The organism is Bradyrhizobium sp. S3.2.6, assembly GCF_040546885.1.
GTDB lineage: Bacteria > Pseudomonadota > Alphaproteobacteria > Rhizobiales > Xanthobacteraceae > Bradyrhizobium > Bradyrhizobium cytisi.
This window is the reverse complement of sequence record NZ_JBEPOS010000007.1, coordinates 122,828-137,486: the sequence shown is the minus strand read 5'-3', so window position 1 is coordinate 137,486 and position 14,659 is coordinate 122,828. Positions and strand designations below refer to the sequence as shown.

Sequence of the window (14,659 nt, the reverse complement as noted above, 5' to 3'; positions counted from 1 at the left end):
AGCGGAAATAAAAACGGAGACGCCGCATGCCCATGATCGATGCCGACGGTTGCCTCATCAACGTCTCCGTCGAGGGCCGCGACGGCGGGCCGACCTTGATGCTCTCCAACTCGCTCGGCTGTACGGTGCAGATGTGGGAGCCGCAGATGAAGGCGCTGACCCAGGTGTTCCGCGTCATCCGCTACGACCGCCGCGGCCACGGCAAGTCCAAGGTGCCGCCCGCTCCCTATTCGATGGAACGTTTCGGCCGCGACGTGCTTGCGATCCTCGACGATCTCAACATCGAAAAGGTGCATTGGTGCGGCCTGTCGATGGGCGGAATGGTCGGGCAATGGCTGGGCGCCAACGCGCCGGAGCGCTTCGGCAAGCTCATCCTCGCCAATACCTCCTGCTATTACGCCGAGCCGACCAAATGGCTGGAGCGTATCGACGCCGTGAAGAAGGGCGGCATCGCCGCGGTCGCCGACGCCGTGATCGCCGGCTGGCTCACCCAGGATTTCCGCGAGCGCGAACCTGACATCGCCGCCAGGATGAAGGCGATGCTGCTCGCGACGCCGGTCGAGGGCTATCTCGCCTGCTGCGAGGCGCTGTCGACCCTCGACCAGCGCGCGCTGCTGCCTGCCATCAAGAACCCGACGCTGGTGATCGCCGGCCGCCACGATCAGGCAACCCCGATTTCTGCGGGCGAGCTGATCCGCTCGAACATTCCCGGCGCCAGCATGACCATCATCGATGCCGCTCACATTTCCAATGTCGAGCAGCCGCACGCGTTCACCGACGCGGTCGTGGGCTTCTTGACGCAACGCTGATCTCACAACGCCGTCATTGCGAGCGCAGCGAAGCAATCCAGAAATCCCTCCGCAGCGGCAGACTGGATTGCTTCGCTACGCTCGCAATGACGAAGGAGGAAACAACATGGACGATCAGAAGCGCCGCGATGCCGGCATGAACGTGCGCCGAAAAGTGCTGGGCAATGCCTGGGTCGACAAGTCGATCGCCAACCGCAACGCCTTCAATACCGACTTCCAGGACATGATCACCCGCTACGCCTGGGGCGAGATCTGGACGCGGCCGCATTTCGACGAGCGCACGCGGCGGGTTCTGGTGATCGGCACCATGGTCGCGCTTGGGCAATGGGACGAATTCCGCCTGCACGTGCGCGCGGCGCTCGCCGAGGGCGGCTTCACCCCCGACGACATCAAGGAAATTTTGCTGCAGCAGGCGATCTATTGCGGCGTTCCGGCGGCGAACCACGCCGTCAAGGAAGCCTCAGCGATTGTGCAGGAGCTCGGCCTGCTCGATACCTAGCGGCGCGGTGTCCGCGACGTCGACGGTCTTCGGCGCAGCAGCCGGCCGCTCGATCACCAGCACGACCGCCGCACCGAGCAGCAGAAGAAGCTCGGTGGCGTGCAGCCGAAGCGCGGCCATCTCGCCGACCTTCGAGGCCATCACCATGCTCACAAACGAGATCAGGCTGCCGATGGCTAGCGCAATGCCAAGCGCCTCGTCGCTGGCTCCGCTCTTGCGGGTGCGCGGAATGGCGAGCAGCGCAAGATAGATCGCGAGGAACGCCACCACGGTCAGGCGCCCGAGCGCCAGCAGCCAGGCGGCGCGCACCGTGCTCAGGCCGGACATCTGAAGCTGGTCGCTGAGGAACAGCGCCACGGCAACGCTCGGCCGCTCGTAGAGGCCGTGCACCGGCGCCACCACGATGTTGAAGGCGACCATCGTCCAGGCCGGAATGAAATAAGCCGCCAGCAGCGCGCCGTTGACCGAGCCGATCCGCCAATTCCTGAACATGCCGCTTCCCGCTTCGCCTGCACCGCGCCTTCGGACGGAAGGCTTTGCCGGGGGAGCTAACTCGCATCGGACTGTGGCGGCAATTTAAACCCTTTGTTTACCTTAATCGCCCGGCTGGCCAGTTCATTCAAAGAAGGCCCCGCCTTTCGGCGGGGCCCGCTTCACTTCATTAGCCTTGTTCGCTTCGTTAGCCTTGGCTCTCGGCTCCCTAACTGTCCTGACCGTGCTGGCCACCCTGCTGGTGGCCGGGCTTGTCGCCCTGGCGCATCGGGTCGTTCTGCTGCTGCTGTCCGGGTTTCTGCCCACCGCCTTGCTGCTGCCCTGGTTGCTGGCTTGGGCGCTGCTGGCCGGGACTCTGGTTCTGCTGGCCCGGATTCTGGTTCTGCTGCTTCGTCATTGGGGGGAAACTCCCTTGTTGAACGTCAGTGCGTGACAACAAGCGGCAGCCGATTTAGTTGCCGCGCGGAACCTGGTTCCTCGCAGTGCGGGGAACCGGGATATAACAGCCGTAGCCAAAATGATCTCTGTACAAGCCTTTATGCCGAGGCAATGGCCAGTTGCAGCCACCAGTTCCCTGCTGTTACAAAACGGGAAGAACGCTCAAGGGCTGCCGGGGCCCGAGAAGAAACTTAAGCACTCTCTCGAAGACCTCCCTTTGAGTCGCGTCAGGTTTGGGTAACGGCAGCCTATGGATTATTTCGCCCAGCAGCTCATCAACGGCCTCGTGCTCGGCTCCATCTACGGCCTGATCGCGATCGGCTACACGATGGTCTACGGCATCGTCGGCATGATCAATTTCGCCCATGGCGACATCTTCATGATCGGCGGCTTCATTGCGCTAATCACCTTCCTGATCCTGATCTCGCTCGGCCTGACCGCGATCCCGGTGATCCTGCTGGTCGTGCTGCTGGTCTCGATGGCGATCACGGCACTCTATGGCTGGACCATCGAGCGCATCGCCTACCGGCCGCTGCGCCATTCCTTCCGCCTCGCGCCGATGCTGTCGGCGATCGGCATGTCCTTCGTGCTGACCAACTACTCGCAGATAGCGCAGGGCGCGCGCGTCAAGCCGATCCCGCCCTTCATCACCGGCGGCTACACGCTGCATGAGAGCGCCGACGGCTTCGTGATCCAGCTCTCCAACATCCAGATCATGGTGGTCATCACCACCATCGCGCTGCTTGGAATCTTCACCTGGCTGGTCTCGCGCACACGGCTCGGGCGCGACATGCGCGCCTGCGAGCAGGACCAGACCATGGCTGCGCTGCTCGGCGTCGACGTCGACCGCACCATCTCCATGACCTTCGTGATCGGCGCTGCGCTCGCCGCGGTCGCCGGCCTGATGTACCTGCTCTATTATGGCCTGGTCGATTTCTTCATGGGCTTCGTCGCCGGCATCAAGGCCTTCACCGCCGCCGTGCTCGGCGGCATCGGCTCGCTGCCCGGCGCCATGCTCGGCGGACTCGCGATCGGCCTGATCGAGACGTTCTGGTCGGCCTATTTCTCGGTTGAGTACAAGGACGTCGCCGCGTTCTCGATCCTGATCGTCGTGCTGATTTTCATGCCGACCGGCCTGCTTGGCCGTCCCGAAGTCGAAAAAGTCTGACGGACCGCCCCGCGTGACAGCCACCCCGCACGAGACCACCAAAGCAAGTCGCACCGCCGGCATCCCCTTCCTTCTGAAGACCGCCTTCATCAACGCGCTGATCGCGCTGGTGCTGTTCTCGCTGATGGTCGGCATCCGTACCGAAGCGGGCTCCGACGGCCAGCTCACCTATTGGGCGCGCTTCGGCGACGTCGCCGCGCTCGTCGGTGCGGTGTTCGGCGGCTCGATCGTGATCGAGCTGCTCAGGCAATGGATCGGCCCGACCGGCGCCGAGAAGCTGGTGCCACCTAGCGTGCAGAGCGGGATGTCGTTCATTGGCCGCTACCTTGCGCCGGCACTGCTGATCTTCACGCTGCTGGTGCCGGTGATCTTCTACAACCAGCGCTACATTCTCGACCTCGCGATCCTCGTGCTCACCTATGTGATGCTGGGCTGGGGCCTCAACGTCGTGGTCGGGCTCGCGGGCCTGCTCGATCTCGGCTACGTCGCCTTTTACGCGGTCGGCGCCTATTCCTACGGGCTGCTCGCCACCAGTTTCGGCTGGTCGTTCTGGATCTGCCTGCCGCTCGCCGGCATCTTTGCCGCGTTCTGGGGCGTGCTGCTCGGCTTTCCCGTGCTGCGCCTGCGCGGCGACTATCTTGCGATCGTGACGCTCGCCTTCGGCGAGATCATCCGTCTCGTCATCATCAACTGGCAGGATCTGACCGGTGGTCCGAACGGCGTCTCCGGCATTCCCCGCCCCTCCTTCTTCGGTATCCCACTCGACAACACCGACGGCGGGCTGGCTGCCAAACTCGGCATCGAATACTCGCCGACCCATCGCATCGTCTTCCTGTTCTATTTGATCCTGGCGCTGGCGCTGCTGACCAATTGGGTCACGATCCGGCTGCGCCGCCTGCCGATCGGCCGCGCCTGGGAGGCGCTGCGCGAGGACGAGGTCGCCTGCCGCGCGCTCGGCATCAACACCACGACCACCAAGCTCACGGCGTTCGCGACCGGCGCCATGTTCGGCGGCTTTGCCGGCGCGTTCTTCGCGACCCGCCAGGGCTTCATCAGCCCGGAATCCTTCACCTTCCAGGAATCGGCACTGGTGCTCGCCATCGTCGTGCTCGGTGGCATGGGCTCGCAGCTCGGCGTCGCGCTCGCGGCGCTCACAATGATCGGCGGCTTCGAGCTGTTCCGCAGCCTCGAGAACTACCGCATGCTGGTGTTCGGCATGGCGATGGTGCTGATCATGATCTGGCGGCCGCGCGGCATCATCGGCCATCGCGCGCCGACCGTGTACCTCACCAAGGCGCAAGTCATCTCCTCCGACCTCGTCAAGGAAGGGCACGGATGAGCGGCGAGCCAATTCTCAGCGTCGACCGGCTCACCATGCGTTTCGGCGGCATCGTCGCGGTGCAGGAGCTGTCGTTCGAAGCCGAACGGAAAAAGATCACCGCGTTGATCGGGCCGAACGGCGCCGGCAAGACCACCGTCTTCAACTGCATCACCGGTTTCTACAAGCCGAGCGACGGCGCCATTCGCCTCACCCATGACGACGGCCGGCAAATCGCGCTGGAACGGCTCAACGATTTCCGCATCGCCAAGCAGGCGAAGGTCGCCCGCACCTTCCAGAACATCCGGCTGTTTCCCGGCATGACGGCGCTCGAGAACCTGATGGTGGCGCAGCACAATGCCTTGATGCTCGCCTCCGGCTTTACGTTGCTCGGCCTGATCGGCGTCCCCACCTATCGCGCCGCCGAGAAGCGGGCGATCGCGCTCGCCACCGACTGGCTCAAGCGGATCAAACTGTTCGACCGCGCCGATGACGCCGCCGGCAACCTCGCTTATGGCGACCAGCGCCGGCTCGAAATCGCGCGCGCGATGTGCACCGAGCCTGCGCTCCTCTGCCTGGACGAGCCGGCCGCGGGCCTCAATGCGCGCGAGAGCGCCGCGCTCAGCGAGCTCTTGCTGTCGATCCGCAACGAGCTCGGCACCTCGATCCTCCTGATCGAGCACGACATGTCTGTGGTCATGGAGATCTCCGACCACATCGTGGTGATGGACCATGGCGTGAAGATCGCTCAGGGCACGCCGCGAGAGGTCCGGGACGATCCCAAGGTGATCGCCGCCTATCTCGGCACCGACGAGGAAGAGGCTGTAGCCGTGATGGAGAGCGGGTCGTGACGTCCGCCCCCACTCCCCTGCTCGCGATCCGCGGCTTGCACGCCGCCTACGGTAAGATCGAGGCCCTGAAGGGCGTCGACGTCCAGATCGATGCAGGCGAGATCGTGGCGCTGATCGGCGCCAACGGCGCCGGCAAATCGACACTGATGATGACGATCTTCGGCAAGCCGCGCGCCCGCGCCGGCCAGATCCTGTACGAAGGCCGCGACATCACCGACGTCGCCACCCACGAGATCGCGCATCTGCGCATCGCGCAGTCGCCGGAAGGCCGCCGCATCTTTCCGCGCATGAGCGTGGCGGAAAACCTCCAGATGGGCGCGGACGCCACCGAATGCACCGATGCGGAGCGCGAGGCGACGCTGGAGCGGGTGTTCACGCTGTTTCCGCGGCTGAAGGAGCGCTACGTCCAGCGCGGCGGCACGCTGTCCGGCGGCGAGCAGCAGATGCTGGCGATCGGGCGCGCCCTGATGAGCCGTCCGCGCCTGCTCCTGCTCGACGAACCCTCGCTCGGGCTTGCACCGCTGATCGCCCGGCAGATTTTTGACGCGATCCGGACCCTGAACCGGCAGGACGGCCTGACCGTCCTGATCGTCGAGCAGAACGCCAACCATGCACTCAAGCTTGCCCATCGCGGCTACGTCATGGTCAATGGCCTGATCACGCTTGCCGGAACCGGCGCCGAGTTGCTGCAGCGCCCCGAGATTCGCGCCGCCTATCTGGAAGGCGGCCGGCACGGCTGATTGGGCCGGAGTGCGGTCGAATGTTGCGAATTTTGCCGCAGTGCCCGTATTTTGCCGGTGACTTCTCCCGGGATTCATTCAAGAATGGCGCCGGTTTGAACCGGGCCAACCCGGCAACTTCCACAGACGATCACCCACGAGGTATCTCATGAAATCACTGAAGCTCATCGGTCTGGCATTCGGCGCTTCGATCGCGCTGTCGAGCGCGGCATTCGCGCAGGATGTCACCATCGCAGTCGCAGGCCCGATGACAGGCACGGAGTCCGCATTCGGCCGCCAGATGAAGAACGGCGCCGAGATGGCCGTGGCTGATATCAACGCCGCCGGCGGCGTCAACGGCAAGAAGCTCGCGCTCAACGTCGAGGACGATGCCTGCGATCCCAAGCAGGCGCGCTCGATCGCGGAAAAGATCGCCGGCGCCAAGATTCCGTTCGTCACCGGGCATTACTGCTCGTCGTCGTCGATCCCCGCCTCCGAAGCCTATGCCGACGGCAACGTGCTTGAGATCACGCCGGCCTCGACCAACCCGCTCTTCACCGAGCGCAAGCTCTGGAACGTGGCGCGCGTCTGCGGCCGTGACGATCAGCAGGGCCTGATCGCGGCGCAGTACATCGCCAAGAACTTCAAGGGCAAGAACATCGCGATCCTCAACGACAAGACCACCTACGGCAAGGGTCTTGCGGACGAGACCAAGAAGGCGCTCAACAAGGCCGGCGTCACCGAGAAGATGTACGAGTCCTACAACAAGGGTGACAAGGACTTCAACGCGATCGTCTCGCGCCTGAAGCGCGACAACATCGATCTCGTTTATGTCGGTGGCTACCACCAGGAAAGCGGCTTGATCCTGCGTCAGATGCGTGACCAGGGCCTCAAGACGATCCTGATGGCCGGCGACGCGCTTGCCGACAAGGAATACGCCTCCATCACCGGCCCTGCCGGCGAAGGCACGCTGTTCACCTTCGGTCCCGATCCGCGCGACAAGCCGACCGCAAAGAAGATCGTCGACGCCTTCAAGGCCAAGAACATCGATCCCGAAGGCTACACGCTCTACACCTACGCGGCGATGCAGGTCTGGTCGCAGGCGGCCAAGAAGGCCGGCACCACCGACGCCAAGAAGGTCATGGAAGCGATGAAGGCCGGCAAGTGGGACACCGTGATCGGCCCGATCGAGTATGACGCCAAGGGCGACATCAAGCAGCTCGACTACGTTGTCTACAAGTGGGACGCGAAGGGCGGCTACTCCCAGATCAAGGGCAATGGCACCTGATACAGGACACCTGACCTTATAGCCAGACGACGTCAACGCCCCGGTTCGCCGGGGCGTTTTCTTTTGAAGTCCGGTCAGACGGCTGCGGACAATTCGCCGCCCGCATCTCCTTGCGCCTTCCGGAGCGCTTGCAGCAGGTCGTTCGGCCGAAACGGCTTTTGCAGGCAGACCACGCCGTCAAGGCCGGGCGCCTCGCCGATGAAGTCCAGCGCCGTCATGCCTGATACCGCCACGATCGGAAATCCGGGAACCCGCTCGCGAATAGCGGCCATGACCTCGATACCACTGGTATCGGTCAGGAAAATGTCGACAATCGCTGCGTCGAAAACGTTCTCGTCGAAGGCCTTCAGGCCGCCCGCGCCGCTCTCCGCTTCAACAACGTCATAACGATTGACCCGAAGCACGATCGAGACCATGGCGCGGACGTCCTTCTGGTCGTCGACAACAAGGACACAGGGCATGGGAACAACTCCCGGATTCGTACCATGAATTGGTTCAATTCAACGGCAACGTGCGCCAAGGCAGTATGGGTCGATCGAGTAAAGCCAACCTTACCGATTCCCTATTCCGATTCTCTGTTCAAGTTAAGTAAGCTGTAACCTTCGGTTGAGTCGCGGGCGGGTTCCGTCGGGACACGTGCCCTGAGCGGGCTACCATGGGGGCCAAGACAGAAGAATCAAGACAGAAGAACCAAGACAGAAGACCAAGGCAGCCGGCCAACGAAGTCATGCGGACTACCATGCCGACCCAGCGAGAGGTCAACGTGCACGCAAAGAACGACCGAAGCACATTCCTTTCGACCTTGCCGGCCACGCAGAGCGATCGTACTGCAGCATTGGCGATCGTCGGCATCTCCGCGATCCTGTTCGCGCTGGCCGTCCCATTCGCGGGTACGCCGCTGATACAGGTGCCGGCCTTCATCGGGAGCTATCAATCCGCTCTCGCTGTCTGCGACATCATCACTGCAGTGCTGTTGTTCTCGCAATTTGCGGTGTTGCGGACCCGCGCACTGTTGTGGCTTTCAAGCGGCTATCTGTTCACAGCAACAGCCGCCCTGGTCCACGCGCTCAGCTTTCCCGGCCTTTTCGCTCCGAATGGGCTGTTTGGCGCCGGGCCGCAGACAACCGCCTGGCTCTACATGATCTGGCACGGCGGCTTTCCAGGGTTCGTGCTGGCTTATGTCTGGTGCAAGGGGGTGAACGGCGGAGTCGAAATCTCCGGTTCGACGCGAAACGCGATCATCGGCAGCTTGCTCGGTGTCGGCGCAGCAGTGGCGGCCCTCACCTGGATCGTGACCGCCGGGCACGGTCTGCTTCCGCCGCTGTTGAAGGCAGGCGGCGGCTTCACGACCGTGCAGGTAGGCGTGATCTCGTTCGTGTGGTCTTTGAGCTTTGCTGCCCTGATCGGTCTGTGGTTCAAGCGGCCGCATGCGGTGATCGACGTCTGGCTCATGGCGGTGATGTGCGCCTGGCTATTTGATATTGCCCTATCGGGGATATTCAACAGCGCCCGCTACGATCTCGGCTTCTACGCCGGCCGCCTCTACGGGCTCTTCGCCGCAATCTTTGTGCTCGCGGTGCTACTGATCGAGAATGTCCGCCTTCAGGCCCACACGGTGGGCCTCGTCGGCCGGTTGCGCGAACAGTCGGCGTCGGATCGCGACTTCTACGGCAAACGCCTCGCGCTGTATGGCGCCGTCGTCGAGTCCTCCAACGATGCGATCATCACCGAGTCGCTCGACGGCATCATCACCGGTTGGAACAAGGCTGCCGAGCACCTGTTCGGCTATTCTGCCGCCGAGGCCGTCGGCCAGTCGATCGACCTCATGGTGCCCGAGGACCGCAGGGCCGAAGCCAGGGGAATTCTCAACCGCATCAGCAGCAACGAGTCGATCGCCCAGCACGAGACGGTCCGCCTCCGCAAGGACGGCCGTCTACTTCACGTCGTCCTGAATGTCTCGCCGCTGCGATCGGACAGCGGGCAAATCATCGGTGCATCCAAGATTGCCCATGACATCACCGAGGAAAAGCAATCGCGCGAGAAGCTGCGGCGCGAGATCGAGGAGCGTGAGCGCATCTTCGAAACCTCGCGCGACCTGATCCTTGTCACCGACGGTTTTGGCAATTTCATCCAGGTCAGCCCGAGCGTGAAGGACATTCTCGGCTTGAGCCCGGAGGACATGATCGGGCATAGCGCGACCGACTTCATCCATCCCGACGACCTCGAGAAGACGCGGGCCGAGATGCGCGCGGCGCGCCGCGGCCAGACCAAGCGCAGCTTCGAGGCGCGCTACTACCACTATGACGGTCACGAGGTCTCACTGAACTGGATGGGAACCTGGTCGGAGCCTGTGAAGCGCCATTTCTTCATCGGTCGCGACCTGACCGAGAAGCAGGCTGCGGAAGCCCAGTTCCGGCAAGTGCAGAAGATGGATTCGATCGGCCAGCTGACCGGCGGCGTCGCCCACGATTTCAACAACGTGCTCACTGTCATCACCGGCACGATCGGTATCCTGGCGGACGCGGTGGCCGATCGACCCGAGCTCGCCGCCATCACCAAGCTGATCGACGATGCCGCCGAGCGCGGCGCGCAACTGACCAAGCATCTGCTCGCCTTCGCCCGCAAGCAGCCGCTTCAGCCGCGCGAGATCGACGTCAACGCGCTGACGCTCGAGGCCGCCAAGCTGCTGCACCCGACACTCGGCGAGCAGATCACCATCCTGCCGCAGCTCACCGAGGATGCCTGGCCCGCTCTGGTCGATCCGGGCCAGCTCTCCACCGCGATCCTCAATCTGGCGCTGAACGCGCGCGATGCGATGCCCGACGGCGGCACGCTGGTGCTGGAGACCCGCAACATCTTCCTCGACGACGGCTATGCCAGCATGAACCCCGACGTCGTCGCCGGCAATTACGTGATGATCGCGGTGAGCGACACCGGCTCGGGCATACCGGCGGACCTGATCGAGCGGGTGTTCGACCCCTTCTTCACCACCAAGGAAGTCGGCAAGGGCACCGGCCTCGGCCTGAGCATGGTGTTCGGCTTCGTCAAGCAATCCGGCGGCCACATTAAGATCTACAGCGAGGAAGGCCACGGCACGAGCGTGAAGATCTACCTGCCGCGTTCCACCGGCGTGCAGGAGACCGAGTACGAGTCGCTCCAGAACGTGCCCATCACCGGCGGCAACGAGAGAATCCTCGTCGTCGAGGACGACGCGCTGGTGCGGCAGTATGTCATGACCCAGGTCAAGAGCCTCGGCTATACCGCGCTCGAAGCGGCGAACGCCGCCGAAGCCCTCGCCATCATCGATGCCGACAAGGACGTCGACCTGCTCTTCACCGACATCATCATGCCGGGCAACATGAATGGCCGCCAGCTCGCCGACGAGGCGGCGCGGCGGCGCCCCGACCTGAAGACGCTGTTCACCTCAGGCTATACGGAAAACGCCATCGTCCATCACGGCCGGCTCGATTCCGGCGTGCTGCTGCTGGCAAAGCCCTACCGCAAATCGGAGCTTGCCAAGATGCTCAGGACGGCGCTGGCGAGTTGAGCGGGCCGCTCGCCTGCGCTATCGCTGAAGGCGACGCAGCGGAGTGCCATCCTTGAAAAACCTCCTCACCGATATCGCCGGCGTCCGCGTCGGCCACGCCCATGATGCAAGACTCGCTTCAGGCGCGACGGCGATCGTGTTCGACCAGCCGGCGGTGGCAGCGATCGACATCCGTGGCGGCGGACCCGGGACACGCGAGGCCGCGTTGCTCGATCCTGCCGGCACGGTCGAACGCGTTGACGCGATCGCACTGTCCGGCGGTTCCGCCTTCGGGATCGAGGCCGGCGGCGGCATCCAGGCCTGGCTTGCCGAGCAGGGCCGCGGCTTCCGCGTGCGCGAGGCGCTGATCCCGATCGTGCCGGGCGCGATCCTGTTCGATCTGCTCAACGGCGGCGATAAGGCGTGGGGCCGCTTCGCGCCCTATCGCGATCTCGGCTATGCCGCAGCAGTTGCCGCCGGGATGGATTTTGCGCTCGGCAGCGTCGGCGCCGGCTTTGGTGCCACCACCGCGACATTCAAGGGCGGGCTCGGCTCGGCCTCCGCCGTCACCAGCAATGGCGTGATGGTCGCGGCGCTCATCGCCGTCAATGCGGTCGGCAGCGCCACCGTCGGCGACGGACCGTGGTTCTGGGCGGCGCCGTTCGAGGTCGACGGCGAGTTCGGCGGCCGCGGGCTGCCTGACAAATTTACCGACGACATGCTCAAGATGCGCATCAAGGGCGGCCCCGCCGCAACCGAGCGCGAGAACACGACGATCGGCATCGTCGTCACCGAAGCAGCGCTGACCAAGCCGCAGGCCAAGCGGCTGGCGATGATCGCGCATACCGGCTTTGCGCGCGCGATCTATCCAGTGCATGCCCCGACGGATGGTGACGTGCTGTTTGCCGCCGCGACCTGTGCGAAGCCGATCGATCCGGTCGCAGGCCTCACCGAGCTCGGCATGGTCGCAGCCAACGTGGTTGCGCGCGCGATCGCCCGCGGCGTCTACAGCGCGACCGCGCTGCCGTTCCCCGGCGCGCAGCCGGCGTGGAAGGATCGGTTTGGCTAGGGCTTCAGAGCGCGCTTACACGCTCATCGACATCGATGAAGCCGCGGATCCCGCTGCGGTCTGCGCCTGGCGCTGCATCATCTGGCCGAACCAGTCATAGGGCGAATTGCCGCCCCCCGACGCGCTTGAAGAGCTGGAGGCGCCCGGCACCGTCGTCGTCATCTTGAAGCCATCGGCATAGGTGACGGTGGTGGTGGTCGAGCCGTCGGCGCCGGTCGACGTGGTCGAGGTCGACCCGCCGCTCGACGATGACGACGAGGAATCGCTGTCGCTGCCGGACGCATCGCCCGAGCCGCTCGCGGCCTGCGCATGGTGGTGGCCGCCATGATGTCCGCTGCCCTTCAGCGCCTTCGACATCTCGTCGAGGCTGACGCTGCCGTCGGAATTGCCATCGAGCTTGGAGAACACGTCGTCGGCCTGTGCCAGGTTGGTGCCGCCGGCGCCCAGCGCGTTCTCGAATTCGGACTTGCTGATCTGGCCGTCGCCATTGGCGTCGAGCTGCGAGAACAGATCCTTCAACGCATCATCCCGGCTCGTCGATGTCGAGGACGTCGACCTCGCCGATGTGGAGCCGGTCGAGCTGCTCGTGCCGTCCGACGACTGGCTTTGCGCGGCAATCAGCGCGCTCATCGTCTCCGGCGAGATCTGCGCGCAATTGCCGGAATTGACCGATGACGTCGCGCCACTGCTCGTGCTGTTGCTGCTGGTGTCGATTGCGAATGGATCGGTCGCAGCTCGCGACGATCCGGTCTTCTGGGTCGACGACGAGGATTTCGAGCTCGTCAGCGATTGAATGGCATCGAGCGCACTCGTGACGGCGCCAAGCGCAAACAACATTGCACAACTCCAACCGATGCGGCATGCCGCGGCCAATGTTCTGGCCGTCAGTCAGCAAGCGTCGTGCCAGCGCGAAAAGCTCAATGAAATCCGTATCCGCCGCACTCTCCGGGATCGGGGAACATCGGCAATTCATGCCGCCGAGGGCAGAATTTTCCCGCCCACAGGCAGCGCATCCCCCTGCATTGCCGCGCCGAGGGGCCCATGTTAGGCGAGGCCATTCGCCCCTCGGCCGCCACGGGAAACCGCGCCATGACCCAAGCCTTCGCCCGCCGCCCCCTGGCAATCGCGCCCTCGATCCTGGCCTCGGATTTCTCGAAGCTCGGCGAGGAGGTTCGCGCGGTCGACGCCGCAGGCGCCGACTGGATCCATCTCGACGTGATGGACGGGCACTTCGTGCCCAACATCTCCTACGGCCCCGACGTCATCAAGGCGATGCGCCCGCACACCAAGAAGGTGTTCGACGCGCATCTGATGATCTCGCCCTGTGATCCCTATCTCGAGGCCTTTGCCAAGGCCGGCTGCGACCACATCACCGTGCATGCCGAGGCGGGCCCGCACTTGCACCGCTCGCTCCAAGCGATCCGCGCGCTCGGCAAGAAGGCCGGCGTCTCGCTCAATCCTGGCACGCCGATCAGCGTGCTCGAATATGTGCTCGACCTGGTCGACCTCGTGCTGGTGATGTCGGTCAATCCGGGCTTCGGCGGCCAGGCCTTCATCCATTCGGCGATCGGCAAGATCAGCGACATCCGCGCGATGATGGCCGGCCGGCCGATCGACATCGAAGTCGACGGCGGCGTCGGCCCCGACAACGCCGGCGCGCTCGCAGCCGCCGGCGCCAATGCCTTCGTCGCCGGCACCTCCGTGTTCAAAGGCGGCACGCAGGACGCCTACAAGACCAACATCGCAGCGATCCGCAACGCGGCGCTCGGGGCCCGCGGCGAAGCGATCTGAAGCACCGCTACGCGCCCGCAAACCTGCGGTCCTTGCGGGTGTTGCGACGCGCAATGCCTAAAATTGCAACCACGACCCGTACTCCTCCGGGCTTCCCTGATTCGCGCAAATCACCGCTAGTGATTCCTGCCTGATTGGACAGGAGCACATCATGACGACGACCCTGGTTTGGACTGGCGTGGCGTTGTGGATTGGTTTTTGCGCGTTCGTTGTTTTCGGCCCGTCGGCCGGACCGGTAAGGGCCCCGGCGCGTTCGACCCGCATCATCGGCCGCAACGGCTATCGGGCCTGATGCCATGCAGATCGCCCTCGTCAAGCGTCAGCCGAAACGCAGGTGCCGCATCCCGCGCCGTCCGCATCCAAATCTCGATTATTTCTTCGGCCGGCTTGAACGCACCGAGGGCAAGATGGTCGACGATCCCCGCGCCGAGACGGCGGACCTGGACCACCCGTTCCGGTCACCGTGCCGGCATTGAAATCTTCTCCTGGACCAGTCTGATGAAACCGCACTGCCCGAACTGCCTGAAGGAAATGACCAAAGCGTCGGCGTCGCGTGACCTCTTCACCTGCGAACCCTGCCGCGAGATCATTCAATACTTCGGCGGCAGCGCGGATCACGGCGAGGTTGGCCCGCACTTCACCTGGCGGATCCGCCGCAAGCGCTCGGGCCAAGCCGCCCACGCGGCCTGAT

General features: G+C 64.2%; 17 protein-coding genes. 14 read left to right on the top strand and 3 right to left on the bottom strand.

Features of this window, described 5'->3' with window-relative positions; genetic code table 11:
* Positions 1-26 precede the first annotated feature (26 nt).
* Positions 27-809 carry a 3-oxoadipate enol-lactonase gene (pcaD, locus tag ABID58_RS15840; protein ID WP_354033300.1) on the top strand — a complete coding sequence of 261 codons (783 nt, stop codon included), beginning with the start codon at positions 27-29 and terminating at the stop codon, positions 807-809.
* Positions 810-915: 106 nt separating this feature from the next.
* Complete coding sequence (locus ABID58_RS15835; RefSeq protein WP_148751510.1) at positions 916-1,308, top strand: carboxymuconolactone decarboxylase family protein; 393 nt, start codon at positions 916-918, stop codon at positions 1,306-1,308.
* Here the strand turns inward: ABID58_RS15835 and ABID58_RS15830 are convergent.
* Positions 1,270-1,800, bottom strand: a complete 531-nt coding sequence (locus tag ABID58_RS15830) for a hypothetical protein (RefSeq protein ID WP_354033299.1) — start codon at positions 1,798-1,800, stop codon at positions 1,270-1,272. The two genes, ABID58_RS15835 and ABID58_RS15830, sit on opposite strands and share 39 nt — an antisense overlap.
* Before the next feature lie 223 nt (positions 1,801-2,023).
* Here ABID58_RS15830 and ABID58_RS15825 point away from each other — a divergent pair, with 223 nt between their 5' ends.
* The 6 genes from ABID58_RS15825 to ABID58_RS15800 all read left to right on the top strand — a co-directional run bounded on the left by ABID58_RS15825 (position 2,024) and on the right by ABID58_RS15800 (position 7,582).
* Complete coding sequence (locus ABID58_RS15825; RefSeq protein ID WP_354033298.1) at positions 2,024-2,233, top strand: hypothetical protein; 210 nt, start codon at positions 2,024-2,026, stop codon at positions 2,231-2,233.
* 255 nt (positions 2,234-2,488) lie between these two features.
* Positions 2,489-3,406 (top strand): ABC transporter permease subunit, encoded by a 918-nt coding sequence (locus ABID58_RS15820; protein WP_354033297.1) that lies wholly within the window; start codon positions 2,489-2,491, stop codon positions 3,404-3,406.
* Between the two features lie 13 nt (positions 3,407-3,419).
* Positions 3,420-4,745 carry a high-affinity branched-chain amino acid ABC transporter permease LivM gene (gene livM / locus ABID58_RS15815; RefSeq protein WP_354033296.1) on the top strand — a complete coding sequence of 442 codons (1,326 nt, stop codon included), beginning with the start codon at positions 3,420-3,422 and terminating at the stop codon, positions 4,743-4,745.
* Positions 4,742-5,575, top strand: a complete 834-nt coding sequence (locus ABID58_RS15810; RefSeq protein ID WP_148751506.1) for an ABC transporter ATP-binding protein — start codon at positions 4,742-4,744, stop codon at positions 5,573-5,575. The genes livM and ABID58_RS15810 overlap by 4 nt, the downstream gene beginning before the upstream one ends.
* Positions 5,572-6,315 carry an ABC transporter ATP-binding protein gene (locus ABID58_RS15805; protein WP_354033295.1) on the top strand — a complete coding sequence of 248 codons (744 nt, stop codon included), beginning with the start codon at positions 5,572-5,574 and terminating at the stop codon, positions 6,313-6,315. The genes ABID58_RS15810 and ABID58_RS15805 overlap by 4 nt, the downstream gene beginning before the upstream one ends.
* Positions 6,316-6,463: 148 nt before the next feature.
* Positions 6,464-7,582, top strand: coding sequence for a branched-chain amino acid ABC transporter substrate-binding protein (locus ABID58_RS15800; RefSeq protein ID WP_354033294.1), 1,119 nt, complete (start codon positions 6,464-6,466; stop codon positions 7,580-7,582).
* A gap of 74 nt (positions 7,583-7,656) precedes the next feature.
* On the opposite strand, the gene ABID58_RS15795 is transcribed toward ABID58_RS15800, so the two are convergent.
* A complete protein-coding gene (locus ABID58_RS15795; protein WP_148751503.1) occupies positions 7,657-8,043 on the bottom strand; it encodes a response regulator in 387 nt (128 codons plus the stop codon).
* Between the two features lie 278 nt (positions 8,044-8,321).
* Here ABID58_RS15795 and ABID58_RS15790 point away from each other — a divergent pair, with 278 nt between their 5' ends.
* Together ABID58_RS15790 and ABID58_RS15785 are read left to right on the top strand one after the other, a co-directional pair.
* Positions 8,322-11,129 (top strand): PAS domain S-box protein, encoded by a 2,808-nt coding sequence (locus ABID58_RS15790; RefSeq protein WP_354033293.1) that lies wholly within the window; start codon positions 8,322-8,324, stop codon positions 11,127-11,129.
* A 52-nt stretch (positions 11,130-11,181) separates the two neighbouring features.
* The gene (locus ABID58_RS15785; RefSeq protein ID WP_148751501.1) at positions 11,182-12,177 is read left to right on the top strand and encodes a P1 family peptidase; all 996 of its coding nucleotides are present in this window, start codon (positions 11,182-11,184) and stop codon (positions 12,175-12,177) included.
* Between the two features lie 15 nt (positions 12,178-12,192).
* On the opposite strand, the gene ABID58_RS15780 is transcribed toward ABID58_RS15785, so the two are convergent.
* Positions 12,193-13,014 carry an EF-hand domain-containing protein gene (locus ABID58_RS15780; RefSeq protein WP_354033292.1) on the bottom strand — a complete coding sequence of 274 codons (822 nt, stop codon included), beginning with the start codon at positions 13,012-13,014 and terminating at the stop codon, positions 12,193-12,195.
* A gap of 252 nt (positions 13,015-13,266) precedes the next feature.
* On the opposite strand from ABID58_RS15780, the gene rpe reads away from it, so the two are divergent.
* From rpe to ABID58_RS15760, 4 genes are all read left to right on the top strand, one after another.
* Positions 13,267-13,968: a ribulose-phosphate 3-epimerase gene (gene rpe / locus ABID58_RS15775; RefSeq protein WP_148751499.1), complete on the top strand. Its 702-nt coding sequence runs from the start codon at positions 13,267-13,269 to the stop codon at positions 13,966-13,968.
* A gap of 151 nt (positions 13,969-14,119) precedes the next feature.
* On the top strand, positions 14,120-14,260 hold the full coding sequence (locus ABID58_RS15770; RefSeq protein ID WP_187434870.1) for a hypothetical protein: 141 nt from the start codon (positions 14,120-14,122) through the stop codon (positions 14,258-14,260).
* Between the two features lie 4 nt (positions 14,261-14,264).
* Positions 14,265-14,444, top strand: coding sequence for a hypothetical protein (locus ABID58_RS15765; protein ID WP_354033291.1), 180 nt, complete (start codon positions 14,265-14,267; stop codon positions 14,442-14,444).
* A gap of 22 nt (positions 14,445-14,466) precedes the next feature.
* Positions 14,467-14,658 carry a hypothetical protein gene (locus tag ABID58_RS15760; RefSeq protein ID WP_354033290.1) on the top strand — a complete coding sequence of 64 codons (192 nt, stop codon included), beginning with the start codon at positions 14,467-14,469 and terminating at the stop codon, positions 14,656-14,658.
* Position 14,659 lies beyond the last annotated feature (1 nt).